The sequence below is a fragment of the Arthrobacter sp. MYb224 genome, assembly GCF_002975455.1.
Taxonomy (GTDB): domain Bacteria; phylum Actinomycetota; class Actinomycetes; order Actinomycetales; family Micrococcaceae; genus Glutamicibacter.
Map to the genome: position 1 here is coordinate 24172 of NZ_PCPU01000006.1, position 23007 is coordinate 47178.

At 61.8% G+C, this 23007-nt stretch carries 20 protein-coding genes; 7 read left to right on the forward strand and 13 right to left on the reverse strand.

Annotated features, from left to right (window positions below; all coding sequences use genetic code 11):
- Positions 1-109 precede the first annotated feature (109 nt).
- A complete protein-coding gene (locus CQ017_RS12265; protein WP_181150549.1) occupies positions 110-1489 on the forward strand; it encodes an LCP family protein in 1380 nt (459 codons plus the stop codon).
- An 11-nt stretch (positions 1490-1500) separates the two neighbouring features.
- Here CQ017_RS12265 and CQ017_RS12270 read toward each other — a convergent pair whose 3' ends face one another.
- Together CQ017_RS12270 and CQ017_RS12275 are read right to left on the reverse strand one after the other, a co-directional pair.
- Positions 1501-3252, reverse strand: coding sequence for a plasmid pRiA4b ORF-3 family protein (locus tag CQ017_RS12270; RefSeq protein WP_105553954.1), 1752 nt, complete (start codon positions 3250-3252; stop codon positions 1501-1503).
- A 94-nt stretch (positions 3253-3346) separates the two neighbouring features.
- Positions 3347-5032 (reverse strand): formate--tetrahydrofolate ligase, encoded by a 1686-nt coding sequence (locus CQ017_RS12275; protein ID WP_105553955.1) that lies wholly within the window; start codon positions 5030-5032, stop codon positions 3347-3349.
- A 518-nt stretch (positions 5033-5550) separates the two neighbouring features.
- Between CQ017_RS12275 and CQ017_RS12285 the strand changes: the two genes are divergently transcribed.
- The 3 genes from CQ017_RS12285 (at position 5551) to CQ017_RS12295 (ending at position 8142) form a co-directional block, all read left to right on the forward strand.
- Positions 5551-6039: a DUF2975 domain-containing protein gene (locus tag CQ017_RS12285; protein WP_105553957.1), complete on the forward strand. Its 489-nt coding sequence runs from the start codon at positions 5551-5553 to the stop codon at positions 6037-6039.
- Positions 6040-6426: 387 nt separating this feature from the next.
- Positions 6427-6597 (forward strand): hypothetical protein, encoded by a 171-nt coding sequence (locus tag CQ017_RS18145; protein ID WP_170947924.1) that lies wholly within the window; start codon positions 6427-6429, stop codon positions 6595-6597.
- A 471-nt stretch (positions 6598-7068) separates the two neighbouring features.
- Positions 7069-8142: a Fic family protein gene (locus CQ017_RS12295; protein ID WP_105553958.1), complete on the forward strand. Its 1074-nt coding sequence runs from the start codon at positions 7069-7071 to the stop codon at positions 8140-8142.
- Positions 8143-8249: 107 nt separating this feature from the next.
- Here CQ017_RS12295 and CQ017_RS12300 read toward each other — a convergent pair whose 3' ends face one another.
- Positions 8250-8819: a plasmid pRiA4b ORF-3 family protein gene (locus CQ017_RS12300; protein WP_105553959.1), complete on the reverse strand. Its 570-nt coding sequence runs from the start codon at positions 8817-8819 to the stop codon at positions 8250-8252.
- 155 nt (positions 8820-8974) lie between these two features.
- Here CQ017_RS12300 and CQ017_RS12305 point away from each other — a divergent pair, with 155 nt between their 5' ends.
- Positions 8975-9673 carry a maleylpyruvate isomerase family mycothiol-dependent enzyme gene (locus tag CQ017_RS12305; RefSeq protein WP_096282702.1) on the forward strand — a complete coding sequence of 233 codons (699 nt, stop codon included), beginning with the start codon at positions 8975-8977 and terminating at the stop codon, positions 9671-9673.
- 97 nt (positions 9674-9770) lie between these two features.
- Here the strand turns inward: CQ017_RS12305 and CQ017_RS12310 are convergent, their stop codons facing one another.
- From CQ017_RS12310 to CQ017_RS12325, 4 genes are read right to left on the reverse strand one after another with little or no spacing between them, the layout of a single operon-like run.
- Positions 9771-10604 carry a bifunctional allantoicase/(S)-ureidoglycine aminohydrolase gene (locus tag CQ017_RS12310; protein WP_105553960.1) on the reverse strand — a complete coding sequence of 278 codons (834 nt, stop codon included), beginning with the start codon at positions 10602-10604 and terminating at the stop codon, positions 9771-9773.
- 10 nt (positions 10605-10614) lie between these two features.
- On the reverse strand, positions 10615-11868 hold the full coding sequence (locus tag CQ017_RS12315; RefSeq protein ID WP_105553961.1) for a DUF6986 family protein: 1254 nt from the start codon (positions 11866-11868) through the stop codon (positions 10615-10617).
- Positions 11865-13493, reverse strand: a complete 1629-nt coding sequence (gene aceB / locus CQ017_RS12320; RefSeq protein ID WP_105553962.1) for a malate synthase A — start codon at positions 13491-13493, stop codon at positions 11865-11867. Before aceB ends, CQ017_RS12315 begins: the two co-directional genes overlap by 4 nt.
- 55 nt (positions 13494-13548) lie before the next feature.
- On the reverse strand, positions 13549-14934 hold the full coding sequence (locus tag CQ017_RS12325; protein ID WP_105553963.1) for an NAD-dependent malic enzyme: 1386 nt from the start codon (positions 14932-14934) through the stop codon (positions 13549-13551).
- Between the two features lie 217 nt (positions 14935-15151).
- On the opposite strand from CQ017_RS12325, the gene CQ017_RS12330 reads away from it, so the two are divergent.
- Together CQ017_RS12330 and CQ017_RS12335 are read left to right on the forward strand one after the other, a co-directional pair.
- Entirely contained in the window at positions 15152-15925 is a 774-nt protein-coding gene (locus CQ017_RS12330) for an IclR family transcriptional regulator (protein ID WP_105553964.1), read from the forward strand.
- Positions 15926-16375: 450 nt separating this feature from the next.
- The gene (locus CQ017_RS12335) at positions 16376-17155 is read left to right on the forward strand and encodes a CHAD domain-containing protein (protein ID WP_258133645.1); all 780 of its coding nucleotides are present in this window, start codon (positions 16376-16378) and stop codon (positions 17153-17155) included.
- A gap of 167 nt (positions 17156-17322) precedes the next feature.
- Here the strand turns inward: CQ017_RS12335 and lhgO are convergent, their stop codons facing one another.
- Genes lhgO through CQ017_RS12365 form a run of 6 tightly spaced genes read right to left on the reverse strand, consistent with a single transcriptional unit; the run spans position 17323 to position 23007 of the window.
- Positions 17323-18537, reverse strand: a complete 1215-nt coding sequence (lhgO, locus tag CQ017_RS12340) for an L-2-hydroxyglutarate oxidase (RefSeq protein WP_105553966.1) — start codon at positions 18535-18537, stop codon at positions 17323-17325.
- Positions 18530-19669, reverse strand: a complete 1140-nt coding sequence (locus CQ017_RS12345) for a zinc-binding dehydrogenase (RefSeq protein WP_105569363.1) — start codon at positions 19667-19669, stop codon at positions 18530-18532. Before CQ017_RS12345 ends, lhgO begins: the two co-directional genes overlap by 8 nt.
- The gene (locus tag CQ017_RS12350; protein ID WP_258133616.1) at positions 19659-20351 is read right to left on the reverse strand and encodes an ABC transporter ATP-binding protein; all 693 of its coding nucleotides are present in this window, start codon (positions 20349-20351) and stop codon (positions 19659-19661) included. Before CQ017_RS12350 ends, CQ017_RS12345 begins: the two co-directional genes overlap by 11 nt.
- Before the next feature lie 21 nt (positions 20352-20372).
- Positions 20373-21101: an ABC transporter ATP-binding protein gene (locus CQ017_RS12355; protein ID WP_219843939.1), complete on the reverse strand. Its 729-nt coding sequence runs from the start codon at positions 21099-21101 to the stop codon at positions 20373-20375.
- A 5-nt stretch (positions 21102-21106) separates the two neighbouring features.
- A complete protein-coding gene (locus CQ017_RS12360; RefSeq protein WP_105553969.1) occupies positions 21107-22123 on the reverse strand; it encodes a branched-chain amino acid ABC transporter permease in 1017 nt (338 codons plus the stop codon).
- On the reverse strand, positions 22120-23007 hold the full coding sequence (locus tag CQ017_RS12365) for a branched-chain amino acid ABC transporter permease (protein WP_105553970.1): 888 nt from the start codon (positions 23005-23007) through the stop codon (positions 22120-22122). The genes CQ017_RS12360 and CQ017_RS12365 overlap by 4 nt, the downstream gene beginning before the upstream one ends.

Below are 23007 nucleotides of genomic sequence, written 5' to 3' on the forward strand. Positions count from 1 at the left end.
CATAGGGAAAATACATGGGTCCGCGCACTTTGGCTATTGGCGCGGTCCGTGCCTTGCATGGTCGGCTGGTGTAGATATTCCCGCCTGACTTTCGCAGGAGACCTGAGCTATGACCCATCAGCGGCCCGCAACGCCCACCAGGAAAAATTCTCCGCGACGCAAGCGCAATTTTCGCATCATCGCCGCGGCGCTGGTCCTGGCACTGGTCGTCGGAGTCGGAGCCGCCTGGTTCCGGCTTCAGGGAAATATCTCCACCGCCGCGATGCGCGCCACGGAGCAGCGGGTACCCGATTCCAGCCGGGGCATGAACATCCTCCTGCTGGGGTCGGACAGCCGGACCTTCAGCTCAACGGAGTTCGGCAAGGACAACGGATCGGCGCGCAGCGATTCCATGGTGCTCGTTCACCTGGCTGCCGACAATGAGCGCATCGACGCGGTACAGATCCCGCGCGATACATTGCTCGAGATTCCCGCCTGCGAGGATACCGGCCACGGACATTACGCAGGCGGCCACGGAATGATCAATTCGGCACTGAACTACGGTCCCGCCTGCTCGGTCGCCGCCGTTGAATCCCTGACCGGCGTGGATCTCGACCACTTCATCGAGGTCAATTTCGAGGGCTTCATTTCCATCGTTGACGCGCTCGACGGCATCGACGTGTGCCTAGCCGATCAGATGCAGGACCCCAAGGCGAATCTGGACCTCCCGGCGGGCAACCAAACGGTCAAGGGAGAAGACGCACTGGCCTTGGCCCGCACCCGGCATGCGGTCGGGGACGGCAGCGATATCGCCCGCCTGGGCCATCAGCAGATGGTGATGTCGGCCGTCGTGCAACGGGCCACGAGTCGTGAAACGCTCACCCGGCCGGACCGGCTGTATTCCTTCCTGGATGCGGTCACCTCATCGATGACCGTTGATCCGGGACTCAGCTCGCTGGCCAATCTGGCCTCCTTGGCCACCCGCATCCAAGCGGTGCCCACCGGGGAAATCACCTTCATGACCATGCCTTGGCAGCCGGCTCCGCAGAACCGCAACCGCGTTGTCCCCGCCCCCGAGGCGTCCACGATCTTCGAGCGGTTGAGCGCAGACACCCCGGTAAATCTAGGCGATAAAGAGAGCTCGAAAGCAGAAGCGGCGCCAGCGGCCAGCTCGCGCGAGGCTGCCGTGCGAATCACCAACGGCGCGCGAGTGAATCAGCTGGCATCGCAGTTCGCTGCCAAAGCAACCGCGCAGGGCTTCTCGATCTCCGAAATTGATACCGCCGAAGCTCCCCAGGCGGCAACGCGGCTGCTGGCCGCCGACACCCAGGAAGCCCGGCAGACGGCCAAGGCCTTGGCCAAGGAACTAGACCTGGATCTTCGTCCGGTCAAGGCGCCCATAGACGGCGTCCAGTTGCTCCTCGGCCAGGACTACCTTGAGATCGAAGGAGCCGAAAAGGCTCCGGTCAAAACGACCAACCGCAAGGCAAGCCAAAGCTTGTGCGGCTGAGCGAGCCTGGGCTAGAACTCCTGGTCTAGCGCTTCGTTGATCTCCTGCATGCTGAAGGACGTCGGATCAATCTCGTCCAGGCCCATGCCTTCGAGCCATTCCATGACTTGCCCGTGCTCCGGATGGGCGGGGTCGCCGATGGCGGCGACTTTTTCCGCCCATCCCCAGGTGCCGCCGCTGTCTTCGAGCGGTGCCATACGCCGGCCTCCGGTGCAGCGCGGCAGCGCCCCGGCCTCGGATTCCAGTACCTTTTCCACCTCGATGCGGATCTCCCAGCCATCCCCGAAATCATAGGCGTAGTCCAGCCGGTCCTTTTCGGCTTTGAGCAGTTCGGAAATCAGGACGCCTGATTCGTCTTCGTCAAACTCCATCTGCTCGATATCGGGTCCGTAGCTGGTGCCGCCGTATCCGCCCGAGCGGAACTCGTGCAGATGCCCGTCGTACCAGTCGAAGCTTGCCTGGATGATGTCGTGCAGGTCGCCCAGGTGCAGGTCAGTTGGCACCAGCACCCGGCGCCAGATCGGCGGTTTGGCGTCTTTCAGACCCAGCTTCAGCTGCAGCACCTTGCCGGTAAATGGTTCGGCACGCTTGTCCCGTTTGGGCTCTTCCGAATCGAAGCCGAACAGCGCGTCCAGCTCTTCGTCTTGCAGATCTTCCTCATTGAGCTCATCATCATCCAGATCGGTGAGAGTCGCCGCGACGAGGCGTGGGAGCGTGTAGTGCTCACCTTCCTCGACCAAGCCGAGGATCCGCAATTCGCCCAGCCGCTGGTGGGCCTGTTCCCAGGCCGCCGGCGACCATTGCTCATCTCGCGGCTCGGCCACCCGATGCGCGGATCCTTCAATGGCCTCAAGCAACCAGAGATTAGACAGTCCCCAGGCTTCCAGGGTTTCTTCATCGGCGTCCTCGGGCGCTTCGAGGAAGAGATCGAGGAATGCCTGCAGGAAAACATAGTTCGCGGAAAACGCCTGCTGCCCCTCGGACTTCTGGAATGCCCCGGCGGCCGGACCGGCTTTCGGCGACGCGTGCGCTTCGAGGGTGATGACGCCGGCCACCGCGAGCGAAGCGATGGCCAGGGAAAGCACCAGCTCGGCTTGCGCCTCGTCCAGCCCCTTGGGAAGTTCGCCCTCCAAGGCCTTGGCAGCGGAAGCCAGGAATTGTTCTCCCGGGCCGGCGCCCCATTCGGCGGCGCCCTTCCCAATGCACCAGCGGGCCAGGCCATGGGCCAATTCCACGATGGGAAGCTGGCGCAGTTCGGCGAGCGCCTGCTCTTCGAGCTCACCAGGATTCCCGGGCGCAGAAAGAGCGTCTGCGCTGAACGGAGCCGCGGTCTCCAGATTGCCGCGCAGCCAACTCAGCTCGGCGAGGTCTTGGGTCCAGCGGCCGGTATCCTCGATAAAATCAAGGTAGTCTGCCCAGGCCATGTAGAGCACCATGCGCAGTTCCCCGGAGAGATCTTCCGGCTCTTCGGCTTCCTCGAACTCGATCATGGAGTTCAACACCCCGAACAGCTTGGGTGCGTTGAACTCGGTGACGGATTCCAGTCCTACGACTTCGGCGTACATGCCCAGCGTTTCGCGCACGGCCGCCAAGGCAAGCAAGGCGGTTTCCGAATCTTGCCGCCGCTCGCCATACCAACGCACGAATTCAGGCGACAGCGCATCCAGCCCGCGGTCGACTCTCACTCGCCCCATGGACACCACCGGTGCCTGAACACGTCCGGGGTGCCCCTGCTTTACTTGCTTTTTCTTCTTCTTGGCCACCGGGTCTCCCTCACGCGCTTGGACATCTTTGTTTCAAGGCTACGTGGGTTAGGCGCTTCCAGAGCGGAAATAGGGCATTCTCCGGCTAGCTGTCCTACGACAGCCCCACGGCGTTCCCTTTGCCGTCGACGTCCATGTGCATGGCTGACGGAACCTTGGGAAGGCCCGGCATGGTCATGATCGCCCCGGTGATGGCCACGATGAAGCCTGCGCCAGTCTTGGGGATCAGCTCGTGGACCTGCAAGGTGAACCCCTCCGGGGCGCCCAGGAGCTTGGGGTCGTCGGAGAAGGAATACTGGGTCTTGGCCATGCACACCGGCAGGTCGTCCCAGCCGTTGGCGTGGATCTGCTCGAGCATCCGCCGTGCGCCGGCGGAGTATTCGACATCCGCTCCCCCGTAGATCTCGCGCACCACGGTCAGGATCTTTTCCTCGATGGGCAGCTCCAGTTCGTACAGCGGAGCGAAATTGTTTGGCGCTTCGATGGCCCGCAAGACCGCGGAGGCCAGGTCGCCGGCCCCCGCGCCGCCATGGCCCCAGACGTCGGCAATCGCGCATTCCACGCCCTGCGCTTCGGCCCATCCGGTGACCACCGCCAGTTCGGCCTCGGTATCCGCGGTGAACCGGTTGATCCCGATCACCGGCTGGATGCCGAATTTCCTGATGTTCGAGGCATGCCGCGCGAGGTTGGATAAACCAGCGCGCACGGCCGCGACATCCTCCTTGCCCAACTCGCCCTTGGGAACTCCCCCGTGCATTTTCAGCGCGCGAATGGTGGCGACGATAACCACCGTGTCGGGGTCGCACCCGGCATAACGGGCCTTGATGTCCATGAACTTCTCGGCACCGAGGTCGGTACCGAAGCCTGCCTCGGTCACCACGACGTCGGCCAGCGCGCGTGCGGTGTTGGTGGCGATGGCCGAGTTGCAGCCGTGCGCAATGTTGGCGAACGGCCCGCCGTGGATGAAGGCGGGCGTGCCGCCCATGGACTGGACCAGGTTGGGCTTGATCGCGTCCTTGAGCAGCATCGCCATGGCGCCAGCGGCGCTCAGGTCATCAACGGTGACCGGAGCCTTGTCATAGGTGTATCCGATGGTCATACGGCCAAGCCGGGCGCGCAGGTCCTCTAGCCCGGTGGCCAGGCAGAAGACCGCCATGACCTCGGAGGCGACGGTAATCTCAAAACCGGTTTCCCGCGGGACTCCCTCGGTCGCTCCGCCAAGGCCGATGACCACGTGGCGCAGCGCGCGGTCGTTCATGTCCAAAACGCGCTTGAATGTGATGCGCCGCGGATCGATGCCCAAGGCATTGCCCTGGTGCAGGTGATTGTCGAGCAGCGCCATCAACAGGTTGTTGGCGCTGGTGATGGCGTGGAAATCCCCGGTGAAATGCATATTGATCTCATCCATGGGGAGCACCTGGGAGTAACCGCCACCGGTGGCCCCGCCCTTCATGCCGAAGTTCGGGCCCATGGACGGTTCGCGCAAGGCGATCATGGTTTTGGCCCCGGTGGCCGCCAGCGCATCGCCCAAACCCACCACCATGGTGGATTTCCCCTCCCCTGCGGGCGTCGGGGAAATTCCGCTGACCAGAACGACCTTTCCGGGGCGGACACCACGAGCAGTCAAAAGCGACGGGTCGACCTTGGCCTTGTACCTGCCATAGGACTCAACTGCGGCTTCAGGGATCCCCGCCGACTCGGCGATCTCGGAAATTGGCCTGAGCGCCGCCCGCGAGGCAATCCCAAGATTGCTCATGTCGGTTTCTGGCGTTGCTGTCATCGCATGCCCCTAATCTGGCGTCCCGTATTCCGGGAGATGAGGAAGACCAAGGTTTTTGGTATTCCTTGATTCCCTCCAAGCTACCACTGCAGCAATAACGGGCGCTGGCACGGCTTGGCCGAAGTAGAGCACGTGCCTTTTGCGGAGGGGCATTGGCCGAGCAAGGACACGACCATCGACTCTGCACAGCACCAGAGCAGCTTGGAAAATCCGGCTCTTGCGATTGCGAACGGCAAAGACCGGTCAGTTCGGCAACAGGCTCCAGGACATCAATCAGCAACACTCGGCACGGCGGCCTCACGCATCAACCGACGAGCTAGCGACTGAGGGCCGCTTTTCCGCTTCTATCCCCATCATTCGAGCGTTCAAAATATGTGAAACCTCAATCGTTGATAATTTCCGCCGCTCTCTCCCACGCGGCGACTCCGCCGAGATCAGCCAAAGTCTCGTCGGGGCGCTGAAGTACCCCGGATACAAAATCTATTGATATTCGATAGTTAAATGTTGATAATCAATCTATGAACAAGTTGCCGGTTGCCCTGCTTCGAGCATTCCTCATTCTGATCTTTCTCGGCGGACTCCTGTGGCAAGCGTGGGTCGTGCCTACGCTTGCGGCGCAGAATGCCGCACTCTTTCCCGAGGTCGCATTCCTGGCCACCCCCTATACGGTGGTGGTCATAGTCGCAATTGCCTGCCTGCAGGTCTCAATGGCTGCTATCTGGAAGTTGCTGACCATGGTGGAACGCCGGACCATCTTCACCCTGCGGGCCTTCGGCTGGGTCAACACCATCATCGCGTCGATCGCCGTGGCCACATTTCTGGCCCTATCTCTTGGCGTCCACTTACTCGGAGGGGTAGGTGCGGGTGGCCCCGGTGTTGCACTGGCGATCGCCGCCCTCACGGCTTGCGGAAGCGCGTTCGTTCTCCTGATGCTGGTCATGAAGGGGCTGCTGCGCCGGGCGACCAATCTTGCAGACGGGATGGCAGAGCTCGTTGAGAACCCATGACCACCGATAGGTGAACGCTGGATCTAAAAAGCCCAAGGTAAATTTCTCAAGCCGCCCCCAAAGACGGCCGCACTTTGACGATAAGGTTTTCGATTTCGTCTCTTGTTGCCGTTTCCTGGATTGCCAGTCCGGCGACTTCCTGCGCCGAGCCGCTGGAGACTCGGGGCAGCAAAATCGCTCTGCACCCAAGTGCCCGCTTACCAAGAGGAATCATCCAGCCCCATCCGAAGGTACTTAATAAGTTAGCTGGGAGCTTGCTCCAAACCGCTCGCGTACCGGCGCTTCTGGTGCTACATTGGCCGAGTAAGGATCGCTCGGCCCCTTAGTCCTTGGCCATTATTGGCAGGCAAGTGGCTGGTGGCGGAAGTTCGAGTAAAGGGAGAAGATATGAACGAAAACGTCCCAACGAATTCCACCGATATTTCGGATAAGACGCTGGAGGATCACATTTCGGATCCTGCGCTTTCCGATGAAGCGGGACATGACTGGACCGACGAAGGCGGGGCGACCCCCGATGGTCCGGCAACAGAAGTCAGTCCCGAAGAAACCCAGCGATAACCTACCTACAAGCGCATTTGCTCCCCAGCAGTGGCCAAGCCATTGCTGGGGAGTCTTACTTTTACCGGTCAACCTTGGTCCTTGAACCAAATCTCGACCGATTCCTTGATCGCCCTGGCACCACAGAACCCAGGCTCAACTGCATCGTAACCAGCACTCAAAACTTCGCGTTGGGTGCGCGAGGAAGCCCGATCACCTCGGCCAGCGCCATCTGCTCGAGTTCGCCCGCATCTAGCGTCTGCCCGATGCCGCAGCGGCGATTGAATCCGGCACCTCAAATTTTTCGCTCAGCCATTACATCTCCTCGGAGGCGTGTGCCCAAAGGCCCATGTCTCAAGACAAACCAGGCATTCGGCCTACAGCGGGGAAATTGCCGAGAAGACGTGTAAAGGTTTTTACATATCAGATAAACGTGTAAAAAATACGTACATTTTTTTACACGTTTCGTGATGGCTTAGATAGACTGTCCCTATGTGGAAAGCAGAACTACCGTTCAACGATCTAGCAGCTCCTCCCGCAAGTGAGCTTGAAACCCGGCCGGTACTCAAAGCGACAACTAAGGCCCGGGCTTCACTGGCCGCCATGAATCAAGCCGTCCTTCGTATACCTAATCCCGGTGTGCTCATAAGCTCGCTGCCGTTGCTCGAAGCACAAGCGAGTTCCGAGATTGAAAATATCGTAACGACTACCGACGACCTATTTCGTTTAGCAGCGGATTCAGAAGTTCATGCATCCTCCGACACCAAAGAAACTCTGCGTTACCGCGAGGCACTCTTCACAGGACTTCAAAGCATCGAAAGCCGTCCGTTGACGACTCGGACCGCGCTTGAAGTTTGCACAAATATCAAGGGCCGCGACATGGACGTTCGCGCTCTTCCGGGCACCTACATTGGAAATCCTGTGACTGGCAAAGCCCGGTACACACCACCCGAAGGCCCGGATCGGATCAAAGAAAAATTGGCCGAGTGGGAACGCTTCATTCACGAAAACCCAGACATTGATCCATTGGTCATTATGAGCGCCGCTCATTATCAATTCGAAGCGATCCATCCCTTCTCAGATGGAAACGGCCGCACCGGGCGTATTTTGAACATCCTCCTACTCGTTGAAGTCGAGCTGTTAAGGGAGCCGGTTCTCTACTTATCGCGATACATCATCCGCAACAAAGAGGAGTACTACACTAGGCTCCTAGCCGTCACCAAGGACAATGACTGGGAGGGCTGGCTGCTATACATGCTCAAGGGCATTCAAGTAACAGCCGACGAGACTCTGCAGCTAATTGACAGCATCCAAGAGTTGCAACTAGTCATGCGCGACGAGCTGCGAACTGAATCCTCAGCAGGACCGAATGCGGAACTGCTTGATCTTTTATTCGAAAAGCCTTATTGCCGAATCAATGACGTAGTCAGCCGCTGCGGAATCTCGCGCCCGACTGCGACAAAATGGCTGAATGAATTTAGCTCCAATCAGCGACTAAGACAGATCAAATTAGGCCGTGAGTGGCTATTTATCAATCATCGCTTCATCGAGCTACTGGCAGGCTAGAACCCAAGAAGACATGTAAAGGTTTTTTACATGTCGGGTAAACGCGTGAAAAATGCGCCCAATTTTTTACACGTTTACCTGAGGGGCTCAATGTGTCCGGTCAGCAGCTAGCGGGCATACTCAAACATTTCGTTGACGCGCTGCTTGTCGAAAAGCGAAGCATCGAACTGCTCACCGTCGCGCAGGAAGAGCCATTCTCGGTACTCCGCTTGATCCGGATGATCCGGGTCCTTCAGCGCTTCGATCACCATGGCCCACCCAAGCGGCCCTCCCGAGTCTTCCCGTGGAGCCATCCTGCGCCCGCCAATGCACCGCGGCAACGGGCCAGCGTCGACCGGTGGCAGTCCTTCCAGCTCGATACGGACTTCCCAGTAGTCACCGAAGTCATAGACGTAATCGAGCTTGCCCTGCCCATGACTTAGCAGTTCGTCGAGGCATACCGTGGACTCATCAACATCGGATCTAATCTCGGAACCAGCCGGACCGAAGCTCACCCCATTAACACCATTGAGCTCAAACTGGTGCGGGTGCGCGTCGTACCAACCGAAACTGTACTGAATCACCTGATGCAATTGGTCCAGCCGCATCGAACCTGGAACCAAAACCCTGCGCCAGATCGGCGGACTGGTACGTCTGATTCTGAATTTCAATTGCAATACCGAAGCGTATGAACTCATCAGCCCCTACTCCTGAAACTTCGACTTCTTATACTCAAATCCAGCTGCAGCGCTAGGCTCCAAGCACTGAAACTTCTGACGGGTACGGCGATACTCGTTCGATATAGATCGGTTTTCCGAGTCATTTTCAAACCACCCATTGGTAGGGTGACAGCATGATCAACACCGCCCGATTGCATTCAGACCTCTCCCGACTCAACCGTGAAACCTCGATGATGATGGCCACGATTGACACCCTGTCCGCCGATGAGCTGGCCGCCGATTCTCTCTGCGAGGGCTGGAGCCGAGCGCATGTCATCGCCCACCTCGCATCCAACGGCCGCACCCTGGTCAAGCTCATCGATTGGGCCATTACCGGCGAACCGCAGCAGCTTTATGCCTCCACCGAGGCGCGCAACGCAGAAATCGCCGAGCTTGCCGCCTTGCCCCGCGAAGAACTGCTCGCGGGTTTCCGCGACGCGGCAACGTTCTTTGCCGAGCAGTCCGAGCGTCTCACCGGCGAGCTAGCGGTCGAAGAGGTGGATCTGCACGGCAAGATCATCCCGGCGACCTCCATCGTGGCGCTTCGGATCGCGGAGATCGTCATCCACCACCACGATCTGGACACCGCCTGGACCATCGAGGAGGCGGACCCGGATTCACAAGAAAACGCCGTGGAGGCCGCGGTACGCACCATGCGCGTGAAGAACGCCCCGGGCATGACGCTGGTCACCGAAGAAGGCGACGAATGGGTTATCGGCGACGGCGCGCTGAAGGTCCGCTCGGACCGCGAAGGCCTCATCGAATGGCTCGCCCGCGGCCAGTCGCGGCACATTGAGGCAGATGGTCCGATCCCGGCCCTGCCTGCTTGGTAGCAAGCCCCACGCGCACCCGGGACTTCTCTCCGGCACGCCCAAGGCTCACGCTGGCTGCGGAACTCAACGAGTTCCGCAGCCAGCGTTCTTTAATGCCCTACAACGCGACCTGGCGGTTCTGATCCTTGTACAGCAGGTAACGGAAGTTGCTCGGCCCTCCGGCGTAGCAAGCCTGCGGGCAGAAGGCGCGCAGTGACATGTAGTCCCCGGCTTCAACCTCGACCCAGTCCCCGTTCAAGCGGTAGACGCCCTTTCCTTCCAGGACATACAGGCCATGTTCCATCACGTGGGTTTCGGCGAAGGGAATCGAGGCTCCCGGCTCGAAGGTCACGATATTCACCCCGAAGTCGAAGGCGATGTCATTCGGGTCGAGCATCCGGGTGGTGCGCCATTTGCCGTCGGTGCCCGGCATCTCGCCCGGTTCCACGTCGCGTTCGTTGCCCACTACCGGCCCCGGTGCCGCCACGCCGGCCACCGGCTCGTAGCGCTTGCGGATCCAGTGGAAATTCGCCACCTCGGCGCCGTCGTTGCGTGCGGACCAGCTGGCTCCGGCCGGCAGGTAGGCGTAGCCGCCATCGGCGAGCACATGCTCTTGGCCCTCGATCACCAGGGTCAATTCGCCGCCCAGCACAAAGATGAAGCCCGACACCTCGGCCTGAGGTTCCGGCTTGGCCGCTCCTCCGCCGGGAGAGACTTCGAGAATCGACTGGGCGAAGGTGGTGGCGCCCCCGGCCACCGGGCGGTTCAGCACCCAGGCGCGGGTGCTGGACCATTCGGGGAACACGCTGGTGACGATATCGCGCAGCACCCCCTTGGGAATGACCGTGTAGGCCTCGGTGACGATCGCGCGATCGGTCAACAGGTCGGTTTGCGGCGGGTGGCCGCCGAAGTTGGTGTAGTACGCGGCTTTTTGTGCGGCTGCTGCGGTCATGATGTTCCTCCTAGGCATGTGAACGGTTTAGCGCGATTGCTTCGAGTTCGGCGGTTGTGATTTGGGCTAGTTCCTGGACTTCTTCTTCGCCCACCGCACCGCAGCTCACGCCGCGGTGGATATAGCGGGCCAGGGCTCGCGCGGTGGCCGGTTCGTCCATGATGGCCGAGTCGATCCGGTGGACGTAGTTGCGCAGCCGCGTCGCTGCGGCCTGCAATCCTTCGCGGAAGAAGGCGAAGGTGGCCAGGTAGCGGGTGGGCAGCTGATTCGCGTGCATATCCCAGCCCTGGTAGATCCCGCGTTCCAGGTGGCGGCGCACCAGTCGGGCATGCAGAGCCCAGGCCGCCGCAATATTCTCCGGGTCTCCGGCCGGAATGATGTTGGTGGAGCCGTCCGATAGCTCCACCCCGGTGCCCGCGACCGCCACCTGCATGACGTCCTTGGCGAAGTCGGCGACCGGGTGCTCCATCGATTGGTAGGCGGCTGCGATGCCAAGGGAGGCCGAGTAGTCGTAGGTGCCGTAGTGCAGGGAGGAAATTCTGCCTTGGCCGGCGTGGATCAGCTGCGCCACCGGGTGGCTGCCGTCGGCCGCGATGATCACCTGCGGCGTCTCTACCTGCACCTCGAAGCGGATCTCTCCGGCTTCGAGCCCATGATTCTGCTCCAGCTTCTCGGCGAGGAATACCATCGCCTCGACCTGAGCTACGGTACTGACCTTGGGCAGAGTCAGCCGCAGCCCGGCGGGCAGCGGACCGTTTTCAAGCAGCCGGGAGATGAATAGATCCAGGGTGCGGATGCCGCGTGCCCGGGTAGGGGCCTCGAAGCATTTGAAGCGGATGCCCAGGCAGGCCGGTGCCTGCCCTGCGGCTACGGCGGCGGATACCGAGTCGGCGGCGGCTAGTGCGTGCGCGTCCTCCTCGGCGTCCGGCCGGTTGCCGTAGCCATCCTCGAAGTCGAGGCGCAGATCTTCGATGGGTTCAACCTCTAGCTTGGCCGCCACCAAGGCACCGAGCCGCTCGGGCTCGGCGAGTCCCAGCGTGGCCGCCAGCTCGCCGAGTCCCGCGGCACCGCCGGCGACCGCGAGGGCTGCGGCGCCCCACTGCGCGGCAAGCTCGCCGGTGAACCGGTCCCCGGGAACATACACGGTGTGCACCGGCTGGCGCGCTCCGCTCTCCCCCGGGTAGCCGTGGGCGAGGAGCCTGTCGGTGTCGGCCAGCCGCGCTTCCACGGCCGCTAGGGTTGACTCATCGAAGAGATTGCTCATGGCTTGGTCACGAATTCCTTATCCAATAGTTCGTACGCTGGGGTGGTCAAGAAGTCAGCGAAGTCCTCATCCTTGCCGCTGGTCAGCTTCGCGATCAGCTCGGCTGCCGGCTGGTAGAAGGCGGCGAACTGCTCCTCGTTGTTCACTTCGGAACGCAGACGCTCAACCTCTTCGGCGAGGATCGTGGAGACCAACTGCGTGGTGATGGTGTTGCCGGTGTCGGAGGCCACGACCTCGTTGCGGATCTGCTGCCAGATCTGCGAGCGGGAGATCTCCGCGGTCGCGGCATCTTCCATCAGGTTGTGGATGGCTACCGCGCCATTGCCCGAAAGCCACACGGCCACGTAGTTCACCGCGACGTACAGGTTGGCGCGGACGCCAGCCTCGGTGACCTCGCCCGGGGCGCTGGCTACGTCGAGCAGCTGCGCGGCGGTGACCTCAACCTCTGGACGCTGGCGGTCGATCTGGTTTGGCTTATCACCCAATGCGCCGTCGAAGATTTCCTTGCAGATTTCCACCAGGTCCGGGTGGGCAACCCAGGAGCCGTCGAAGCCGTCCGTGGCTTCGCGGTTCTTGTCTTCGCGGACCTTGGCGAAGGCCGCGGCGGTGACCTCTGGTTCGCGGCGGTTCGGGATGAAGGCGGCCATGCCTCCCATGGCGAAGGCCCCGCGCTTGTGGCAGGTCTTCACCAGCAGCTCGGTGTAGGCGCGCATCATCGGCGCGGTCATGGCCACGGCCGAGCGGTCCGGCATGATGAACGCGTCTCCCGCCTCGCGGAAGGTCTTGATGATGGAGAACAGGTAATCCCAGCGTCCGGCGTTCAGGCCCGAGACGTGGTCGCGCAGTTCGTAGAGGAACTCTTCCATCTGGAAGGCCGCGGGAATCGTTTCGATGAGCATCGTGGCGCGCACGGTGCCGTAGTCGATGCCGAGCTCGGCCTGTGCGAAGGTGAACACCTCGTTCCAGAGGCGCACCTCCAGGTAGTGCTCCATCTTCGGCAGGTAGTAGAACGGACCCTGGCCCGATTCTGCCAGCACCTTGGCGTTATGGAAGAAGTGCAGACCGAAGTCGACCAGCGCGCCGATCGCCGGCTTGCCGTTGATCAGCACATTGTTCTCCGGCAGGTGCCAGCCGCGGGGGCGGACCACAACAACCGCGCGTGGCGCGTCGGTGCGCAACGCGTAGGTCTTGCCCTCCGGCGAGGTGAAGGACAGCTCCCCGCGGGCCGCCGCGTTCAGGTTGGCGATCGCGTCGATGACATTGGACCAGCTCGGCGTCGAGGCGTCCTCCAGGTCCGCAAGCCAGACCTTGGCCCCTGAGTTCAGCGCGTTGATGGCCATTTTGGCCGGGCTTGCCGGGCCGGTGATCTCCACGCGGCGGTCGCGCAGGGCTGCAGGGGCCTCGGCGACCTTCCAGTCCCCGGTGCGCACAGCCTCGGTTTCCGGGTCGAAGTCGATGGCGCGTGCCTTGGAGAACTGCTGGCGGCGCTCACCGCGTGCTTCCAGCAGCTCGTTGCGCGTGCCGGCGAACTTTTCGTGCAGCTTTTCAATGAATGCCAGCGCCTCGGCGCTGAGGATCGCTTCCGCGCCGCTTACCTCTGGGATTCGTGTAATTGAGATGGTCATGGTGCTCCTTAACCTGTCAGTGTCGTGTTCCAGCGACAATATTTACGTGTGGGTTTTACTGCTTTCCGGCTGCTTGGACCACCGCTGCCGCCACGTTCCCGGCTACCAGCGGGTCAAAGACCGAAGGGACAATAAACCCGGGATTCAGCTCTTCCGGCGCAACCCGGGCGGCGATGGCATCTGCCGCGGCTAAGAGCATGGCGTCGGTTATATCGGCAACGCCAGCGTCGAGCAATCCGCGGAAGAATCCGGGGAAGGCCAGCACGTTGTTGATCTGGTTCGGGAAGTCGCTGCGTCCGGTGGCGACCACCATCGCGTGGCGACCGGCAACCGCAGGATCCACTTCGGGATCCGGGTTGGCCATGGCGAAGACGATCGCGCGTTCGTTCATCGCGGCGATATCTTCTTCGTCCAGGACATTCGGTGCCGAAACCCCGATGAACACATCGGCATTGACTACGGCCTGCTTCAGCGTTCCGGTGAAGTTCTCCGGGTTGGTGTTCTCGGCCAACCAGGTCCGGTGCGCATCGGTGTACTGTTCGTTGCGGTTGATCGCTCCGTTGCGCCCGCAGGCGACGATATTGCTTGCACCGCGCGCCTTGAGCAGCTGGATGATGGCGTTGCCGGCGGCGCCGACACCGGAAACCACGATGCGCAGGTCCGCAAGCTTCTTGTCCACTACCTTCACCGCATTGACCAGGGCGGCCAGCGTCACGATGGCGGTTCCGTGCTGATCGTCGTGGAAGACCGGGATGTCCAGCTCCTCGCGCAGGCGGGCCTCGATCTCGAAGCAGCGCGGGGCGGCGATGTCTTCGAGATTAACCCCGCCGTAGACGGGGGCTAGTGCCTTGACGATGTTGACGATCTCGTCGGTGTCCTGGGTGTCGAGGCAGACCGGCCAGGCATCGACGTCGGCGAACTGCTTGAACAGCGCGGCCTTGCCTTCCATCACCGGCAAAGCGGCGGCCGGGCCGATATTGCCCAGCCCCAGAACGGCCGAACCGTCGGTGACCACGGCGATGGTATTGCGCTTGATCGTGAGGTTTCGGGCATCTGCCGGATTCTCTGCGATTGCCATGCAGACGCGGGCAACACCCGGGGTATAGGCCCGGGAGAGGTCATCGCGGTTGCGCAGCGCCACCTTGGGCGTCACCGAGAGCTTTCCGCCAAGGTGCATCAAGAAGGTGCGGTCCGACACGTTGCGGACATTCACCCCGTCAAGATTGTTCAGGGCATCGCGAACCGTGTCGCCGTGGGCGACGTCGGTGGTGTTGCAGGAAACGTCGACCACCATGTGGGTATGGTGCGATTCGGTGACGTCCAAGGCCGTGATGTGCGCACCGGCCGAGCCTACTGCCGCAGCCAGTTCACTGGTCGCGGTTATCGATGCTGGGGTCTCCACGCGAAGCGTCAATGAATATCCCGGGCTTGGTGCTGCCATCAGATCCTCCTGTAAAAGTTTTCCGTATAGTGGATACTATTATCCTCAAAATGAAAATGCAAGAGGTTTTTGTGTGCTGAAGCACGATTTTTTATCCACTAATTTTCGGATCGTGGAAGAAAATGGGATTTTCGGGGTATTCTTGGGGCTAGGATTTCGCATCGTAGAACTAAAACGTAAGCTACTTCCAAAATCAGTACCCTAGAAGGAGCAGCAGATGACGCAGACCGCCAGCAAGTCCACTACCGGTGGAGTTCAGTCCGTTGAACGAGCCTTTGAACTTCTGGAAGTCATCGCCCGCGCCGGAGGCGAGGCGGCGCTCAGCGAGCTGGCCGCGGACACTCCCCTGCCGCTGCCCACCATCCATCGCCTGCTGCGCACCTTGGTCGGCGTCGGCTATGTCCGCCAGCTGCCCAACCGCCGCTACTCGCTGGGCCCGCGGCTGATCCGCCTGGGCGAAGTGGCCAATCGCCAACTTGGCGCCTTGGCCTCCCCGGTACTCAAGGAGCTGGTAGGCAAGCTGGGCGAATCAGCCAATATTGCGGTACTCGACGGCGACATGGTCACCTATATTGCCCAGGCGCAGTCCCCCCACTCAATGCGGATGATCACCGAGGTAGGCCGGCGCGCCATGCTCCACAATTCGGGAGTCGGCAAGGCGGTGCTTTCGGTACTGGATGATGAGCGCGTACAGCGCTTGGTCGCCCAGGCCGGAATGCCGCCAAAAACGGCCAATACCATTACTACCTTGGGCAAGTTGTTTACCGATGTTGAAGCCACCCGCGAGCGCGGGTACGCCATCGATGAAGAAGAACAGGAACTCGGCGTCCGATGCATCGCCGTGCCGGTCCCGGGGGCACCGACTCCGATGGCCATCTCGGTCTCCGGGCCAGTCACCCGTGTAGACGAAGCCTTTATCAAATCAGCCGTGCCGGAGTTGCAGGAAGCCGCCCGCGAGCTGGGCCGGCAGCTGGTCGCCGTTGCGGAATAATCCGTACTCCTTCGGGGGCAGCCTCTTCTTCAGTCGGCAAGCACCCGAACCCGGGTTCGCAGCAGCTGCCGGTTTGGGCGAGCGATTCGCCACGCATACGGCACCCAAAAACCCTGACATCTTCCCTGATCAGGTCGGCTCGCCTGAACGGAAGGTCGACAGCCGGGGCCGATTTACCGGGTACGACTGGTACGCCAGAAGGCATCATCCCGGGCTCATAGTTCGAGGCGATGGCCCCAGTCCCACGGTGTTCATGTCCGCCAGCTAGAATTGGGACTATCGACCGAGGACTCGTGAGGGGAGCTGTTGATGTCCAATCTCCCATTGCCCAAGAATCTCCACGTGCGGCCACGCGGCACCGACCTCCCGGACATAGAAGAGCCATCGATGCTTGGGGCAGCACGGCTATATTTCCACAAGCAATTCGCGGAACTCTGCATCCAATAACCCATAGCGCATTCTGGAGACCCCGAGGCAGTTCACGACATGCGAACCGCAACGCGGCGTCTGCGCTCGGGCCTAGAAATCTACGGGAACCTTTTCGAAACGGGCCCCTGCCAAGTTCTGAGTCAGGAATTGAAATGGCTTTCCGGCATTCTGGGCCACGCCCTGGATGCTGAAGTCACCCTCAATCGGCTTCGCACGCGCATTAACGAACTGCCAGCCGAATGGCAAACTACGAAAATTACCGAAGCACTCGAACATGGTTTTCACACGACCTACACCACCGGGCACGAGCGGACACGGAACCAGTTGAGTTCCAAACGCTACCGCCGTATCCTGAAGAATCTCGAACATTTTCGAGATCATCCCCCGGCTGCCGGCCCGGTTGTCCGGCCAGCCCGCGTCAGGATCGCAACTTTAGTCAACAACCAGGCCCAGCATGCGGATCCCTCGTTCCGACCCACGCTGCGAGGCAAATCCGGACGCGGGCGCGAGGAAACATTGCACCGGCTGTGCAAGGACGCTAAACGACTGCTGCACGCCACTCCACTCCACTCCAAACATGCGATCGCGTTGGGCCACAGGGTCCGCAAACTGCAACGCATCCTAGGCAACTATCAGGACAGCGTCATGACCCGCGCGTATCTTGAGAAAGTCGTCCCGGATCCCGATCTTCCTCCGGAAACTGGGCAGGCCAGCGAACGCATAATCAGCGTGGAACGACGCATTGCGGAAGCAGCGGAGAGACAGTACCTCCAAGTCCGGAGGAATTTCCCGGATCTGTGATTTCGCCGCTGACTCCGATGCGTTTCGGATCCACCTCAGGCAGCGTTCACATGCATCACTGACGTGCGCCCCTTTTTCAAGGCAACCGACAGCGCAACCATTCAGACTCGACTCATCGCGGGGCGGCAAAGTTCATAAGCTGTCCCGGCGATGACTCGTCTGGCTGATTATGACAAGGTCTTCTTCGGCAGCACCTTGAGGTAATTCTCCAATACGTAGTCGGCAATGGACATGGCCGAGGTCGCGGCTGGCGACGGCGCGTTGCGTAGCAGCGTCACCGCTCCGACCTGATCCACCGCGAAGTCGTCAAGCAGCGACCCGTCCTTGTCCCAGGCCTGGGCGCGCACGCCCGCGGCGGATTTCGCCGTCAGGTCACGTGATTTCAGCTCCGGCACGAACTGGCGGGCCTGCTGGTAGTACAGCGGTTTGAGCAGTGAAGAGGAGATCTCGCGCACGCCCATCAGCCAGTGCTGCTTGGCGAGCGCCGGAGCGCCGGGCCAGGATGCCGATTCGAAGGTGTCCTTCAGCGAGATCTGACCCCAGGTATAGCCCTCGCGGGCCAGCGCTGGCACCGCGTTAGGGCCCACGTGCACCTCGTCGTAGACGCCGCGGGTGAAATGGACGCCCAGGAATGGGAAGCGCGGATCCGGTACCGGATAGATCATGCCTTTAACCAGATCGCGCTTGTCGGTAGCCATCATCCAGTACTCGCCGCGGAAGGGCAGGATCTTGGGCGACGGCGAGGCGCCAACCATCTTGGCAACCACGTCGGACTGCAGCCCGGCGCAGACGATCAGCCGGTCGAAGGTATGGGCCCCCGCAGTCGTCGAAACGTTCACGGTTCCGCAGGCGTTGTTCACCGCGATTACCTCTTGGCCCAGCAGGATCCTGCCTCCGGCGCGACGCACGTCTTCGGCCATGGCCTCGGTGATCGCTGAGTAGTCCACCACCGCCGTTTCCGGGGAGTGGACCGCGGCGACGCCGGCCACGTGCGGCTCGATCTCACGCATTTCTTTGGCGTCTAGTCGCTTGATGCCCGGAACTTTGTTCTCCCGCGCGCGACGCTCGATGTCATCAAGCTTGCCCAGTTCGTCCTCGGTCACCGCGACGACCAGCTTGCCCAGTTCCCGGTAGGGAAGGTTGCGTTCCTGGCAGAAATCTCGGGTCAGCTCGCGCCCCTGGGCGCAGAGTGTGGCTTTGAGCGAGCCGGGCTGGTAGTACAAGCCGGCATGCACCACGCCGGAGTTATGCCCCGTCTGGTGCGCGGCCACCCGGCTTTCCTTCTCCAACACGGTGACCTCGAAGTCACCGGAGTTCATGAGGGCGCGCGCGATCGCTACACCAAGGATGCCGCCGCCAACGATGCCAATTCGTTCAGACATTTCTATTCTCTTCCTTTATCGGTGCGCTCTCGCCGGGCAGCGAGCTGCCCGGTTGTGCGCCGTCAATTCTCTTTACATTTGGGATCCCCGGCTGCGCTTCCGGGTCCGCGGAGAGCGTGGGAAGCACCACCGCCTTGATGATCTCGGCACGTTCGGTGCGGCACATGGCGTCCACCACCTGGTCCAGGGCAAAGACCTCGAACATTTCACCTAGCGCCTCACGATGCTCGGCGACCAATTTGCTGGCCGCGGCGTAGTCTTCGCGGATGTAGCCGTAGGATCCGTGTAGCGACAGCCCCTTGCGCACGATCTGGTTCATGTCCACCTCCGGCAGCCGCCCGAACATGGCAGGCACCACGATCTTCCCGCGCATGCCCAGCGCGGCGATTGCCCCTGCTAGCGCGCCGCCGGACCCGGAAGCCTCGACCCAATGATCTGCGGCTTCGCGGGCGCCCTCCGGATCGCCAATCCGTAGCCCTAGTGTGCGGGCATAATCCAACCGGGTCTCCGCACCGGATTCCGGACCGTAGATCACCACATCCGCGCCGCGGCGCACGCATTCCAGTCCGCACAGCAGCCCAATGGCTCCCGGGCCGGAGATCCCAATCCGCACACCGTTCAGATCCGCGTCCAGCACGCGCAGTGCCTGGAGGGCGATGGACGCAGGTTCGATCAACACCGCCAACGCGGGTTCCAGACCCTGGCCAACCGGCCAGAGCCGGGTGGCTTCGACAACAAAGTATTCGGCAAGTCCGCCGTCGTTATGTAGGCCGAAGCAGGTGCGCTTGGCGCAATAGTTTCCGCGGCCAGCCAGGCATTGGGCGCATTGCCCGCAACCGTCGATCGCGATAACTACCACCTGGGAACCCACGAGCGACTCCCCGGCTGCATCCGCAGCGGAGAGCACCGTGCCGCAGACCTCGTGGCCCAGGGTCACCGGGGTCGGCACCCATTCGTAGCCCGTATCGGCGCGCATCGCGTGGACATCCGAGCCGCACAGTCCCACTGCCTCGGAGCGCACCAGCACCTGTCCGGGGCCGGGTACCGGAACTGGAACTCGTTCCAAGCCGACGTCCCTAGGCGTTCCGCTTCGCTTGCGCAGCGCCACCATGGTTCCGGCATTAGTGCCCAAGGTAGGACTCCCGCACCACGTCACTTTCGCGCAGTTCGGCCGCGGTTCCGGTGGCGCGAGTAATGCCGCCGTCGATGATGGTGCCGAAGTCGGCCACCTCCAGCGCGTTCTTCACATGCTGCTCCACCAGCAGGACGGACATGCCGGTGGCTGCGATGCCCTTGACGATCGCGAACATCTGCTTGACGATCACGGGTGCGAGTCCCAGAGACATTTCGTCGATCATCAGAACTTTGGGCCCGGCCATCATCCCGCGTCCCACGGCGCACATCTGCTGCTCGCCGCCGGACATCAGCCCGGCTTCTTGTTTGCGTCGCTCGGCCAGCTTCGGGAAGTGGTCGTAGATCTCGTCCAGCCGCGCGGCGGTCTTGCGATCCTTGCGCTTCGTGTAGCCGCCGAGGATCAGGTTGTCCTCCACCGTCATAGTGTTGAAGAGCCGCCGACCCTCGGGAACGTGCACGATGCCCATCGCCACACGCTCCTGCGGCGATGTGCCGGTGATGTCCCGTCCCTCGAATTCGATGGTTCCGGTCGCTGCCGGAATAAGCCCGCTGACCACACGCAGCGTGGTGGATTTGCCGGCTGCGTTGGGACCGAGGAAGGCCGTGACGCCGTGCGCCGGAAGGCTCAGGGTGACGTCTTCCAGTGCCTGCGCGTCGCCGTAGTAGGCGGAGATGTTCATTACCTCAAGCATGGTCTTGCCTCACTCTTCCTCATCGGAACCGAGGTATGCCTCGATGACTTTGGGATCCTTGATCACGGTTTGCGGGTCGCCCACGGCAAGCACCTTCCCGTGATCCAGAACCATCATGCGGTCGGATACTTCCATCACGGCCGAGACGATGTGCTCGATCATCAGGATGCTCACGCCGCGGTCCCGCACGGTGGTGACGAACGGGAGCACATCGATGACCTCGCGGCTGTTCAGCCCGGCGAGCACCTCGTCCAGCAACAGCAGCTTCGGTTCCGTGGCCAGCGCCCGGGCCACTTCGACACGTTTGCGCTGGGCGAGGGTCAATGCTTCCGTCGGGGTGTCGGCGAGCTGCGCGATGCCCAGGTCGCCGAGCAATTCCATGGCCTTGCGGTGCGCCTTGGAAACCCCCGGGTCGTTGACCAGCAGCGGCACCATTACGTTTTCCGCGACGGACATGCCCTTGAAAGGCCTGACTACCTGGAAGGTGCGACCTACACCCATGCGGGCCCGGGTCGCCGGATCGGTGCCGGTGATGTCCTTGCCGTCGAAGGTGACTTTGCCGGTGTCCGGGATGAACATCCCGGAGAGCAGGTTGAAGAAGGAGGTTTTGCCGGCCCCGTTGGGTCCGATGATCCCGATGATTTCCTGATGGCCCAGTTCCAGCGAGACGCCGCCGACCGCCTGGATGCCACCGAATCGCTTGGTGACATTCTCTACGCTAAGCAGTGAGTTGCCCATGGCCTTTACTCTCCTTCCTTGGTGGTCTTCGCATCGGCCGAGCGTTTTCCGCCGCGTCCTTTGCCGCCGCGGCGGGTCTTGCGGGCAATGGCCCTGAAGCCCTCAACTAAACCGCCTGGCATCAGGCGGACGATGATGATCAGCACCGCGCCGTAGATCATGAAGTTCACGCCTTGGCTGGCACCGGAGAAGGTCACGCGCAGCCACTCGCCTAGCGGTGTCATGATGATCGCGCCGACGATCGGGCCGGCGATGGTTCCCATGCCGCCGATGATGCCGTTCAGTGCCGGTTGGATGGAATACAGCGTGGCGGAGAATTGCGTGTCCGGCTCGATGACGAAGAAGTACAGGGCCGCGAAAGCTCCAAAAGCTCCGGTCATGCCGGCGCTGATCAGCAGCGACCCCAGCTTGACCCGGTTGGTGCGCACACCCAAGGCGCGCACGGCGTCCTCGTCGGTAGCCACTGCCCGCAGGTGGTAGCCCAGTTTCGAGCGGTAGATCCAGATGGAGATCGCAATCGCGGCCAACGTGAAGGCCAGCGCGATGTAGTAGTACGGCTGGCGAGACTCGAAGGAGATGTAGGCCAGGCCCTGGGTGGGCGGGGTGGTGATGCCCACCGAGCCGTTGGTCACGGGCACGGCCCAGATGGCCAGCAGGCGCAGCACCTCTACATAGGCCAGCGTGGCCAGGGTGAAGAATGGCCCGCGCAGCCGCAGCAGCGGGATGGCCAGCACCAGCGAGCCGACGGCGGCAAAGATGATGGCGGCCAGGATGCCCAGCCACGGGTTGACCCCGTAATCCACGTAGAGGATGCTCACGGTGTAGGCGCCGATGCCGAAGAAGGCCGCGTGGCCCAGGGACAGCACGCCACCGAAGGACATGATGTTCCAAGCGACGGTGACCCCGGTGTAGATCAGGATCAGCACGCTGATGTGCAGGAAGTACTGGTCCCGCAGGAATAGTGGCAAGAGCAGGGCCACTGTCGTGGGGATGATGATCCAGGGAAGGCTGAGCTTTTTCACTTCAATCCAACTTCCGCGTTCCGGGCCGAGCCGCCGAAGATCCCTTGCGGGCGGACGATCAGCACGATGATGAAGACGACGAAGACCGCCACCTGCTGGAGAGCCGGGTCGATGTAGGTCCCGGCGAGGGTTTCAACGATTCCAAGGATCAACCCGCCGAGCAGCGAGCCAGCCATGTTGCCCAGTCCGCCGAGCACCACGACCACGAAGGCGAGCAGGGTGAAGTGCGCGCCGACCAGCGGGTAGGCGGCCTGGAAGGGGATGATCAGGGTGCCGGCGATGCCGGCCAGGGAAATTCCGATGCCCATGGCCGCCAGGTAGTACTTCTTCACCGGGATGCCGATCAGGCCCGCGGTCTCGCGGTCCTCGACCAGCGCGTTGAGCACCTTGCCCACGAGCGTGCGCTTCATCAGGTAGAAAAGCGCCAGCACCAGAGCCAGCGCCACGATGAACGCGGTGAGCCGGCCGTAGGTCACGTTGATGCCCAGCAGGCTCAGGTTTTGCTCGGCCCAGGGGAAGTTCACCGCGCGGAACTGGCCGCCGAACATCCAGAGGGCCAGATTCTGCAAGAACACCGACAACCCCAAGGTCACGAAGATCTTCATGGTCGGGGAGGAATTCTGCATCGGGCTCAGGATGAACTTCTGGATCGCGATGCCGGCCAAGAACATCACCGGGGTGACGATGACCAGCGACACGTAGGGGTTCATATTCCAAGCACTCCACAGCCACCAGGTCAGGTACATGCCCGCCATGACGAGCTCGCCATGCGCGAAGTTGATGATCTTCACGACGCCGAAAATGAGGTTCAGTCCGACCGCCACGAGGGCGTACACGCCTCCGAGCATTAGCCCGGCGACCATTGTTTGCGAGAGATAATCCAT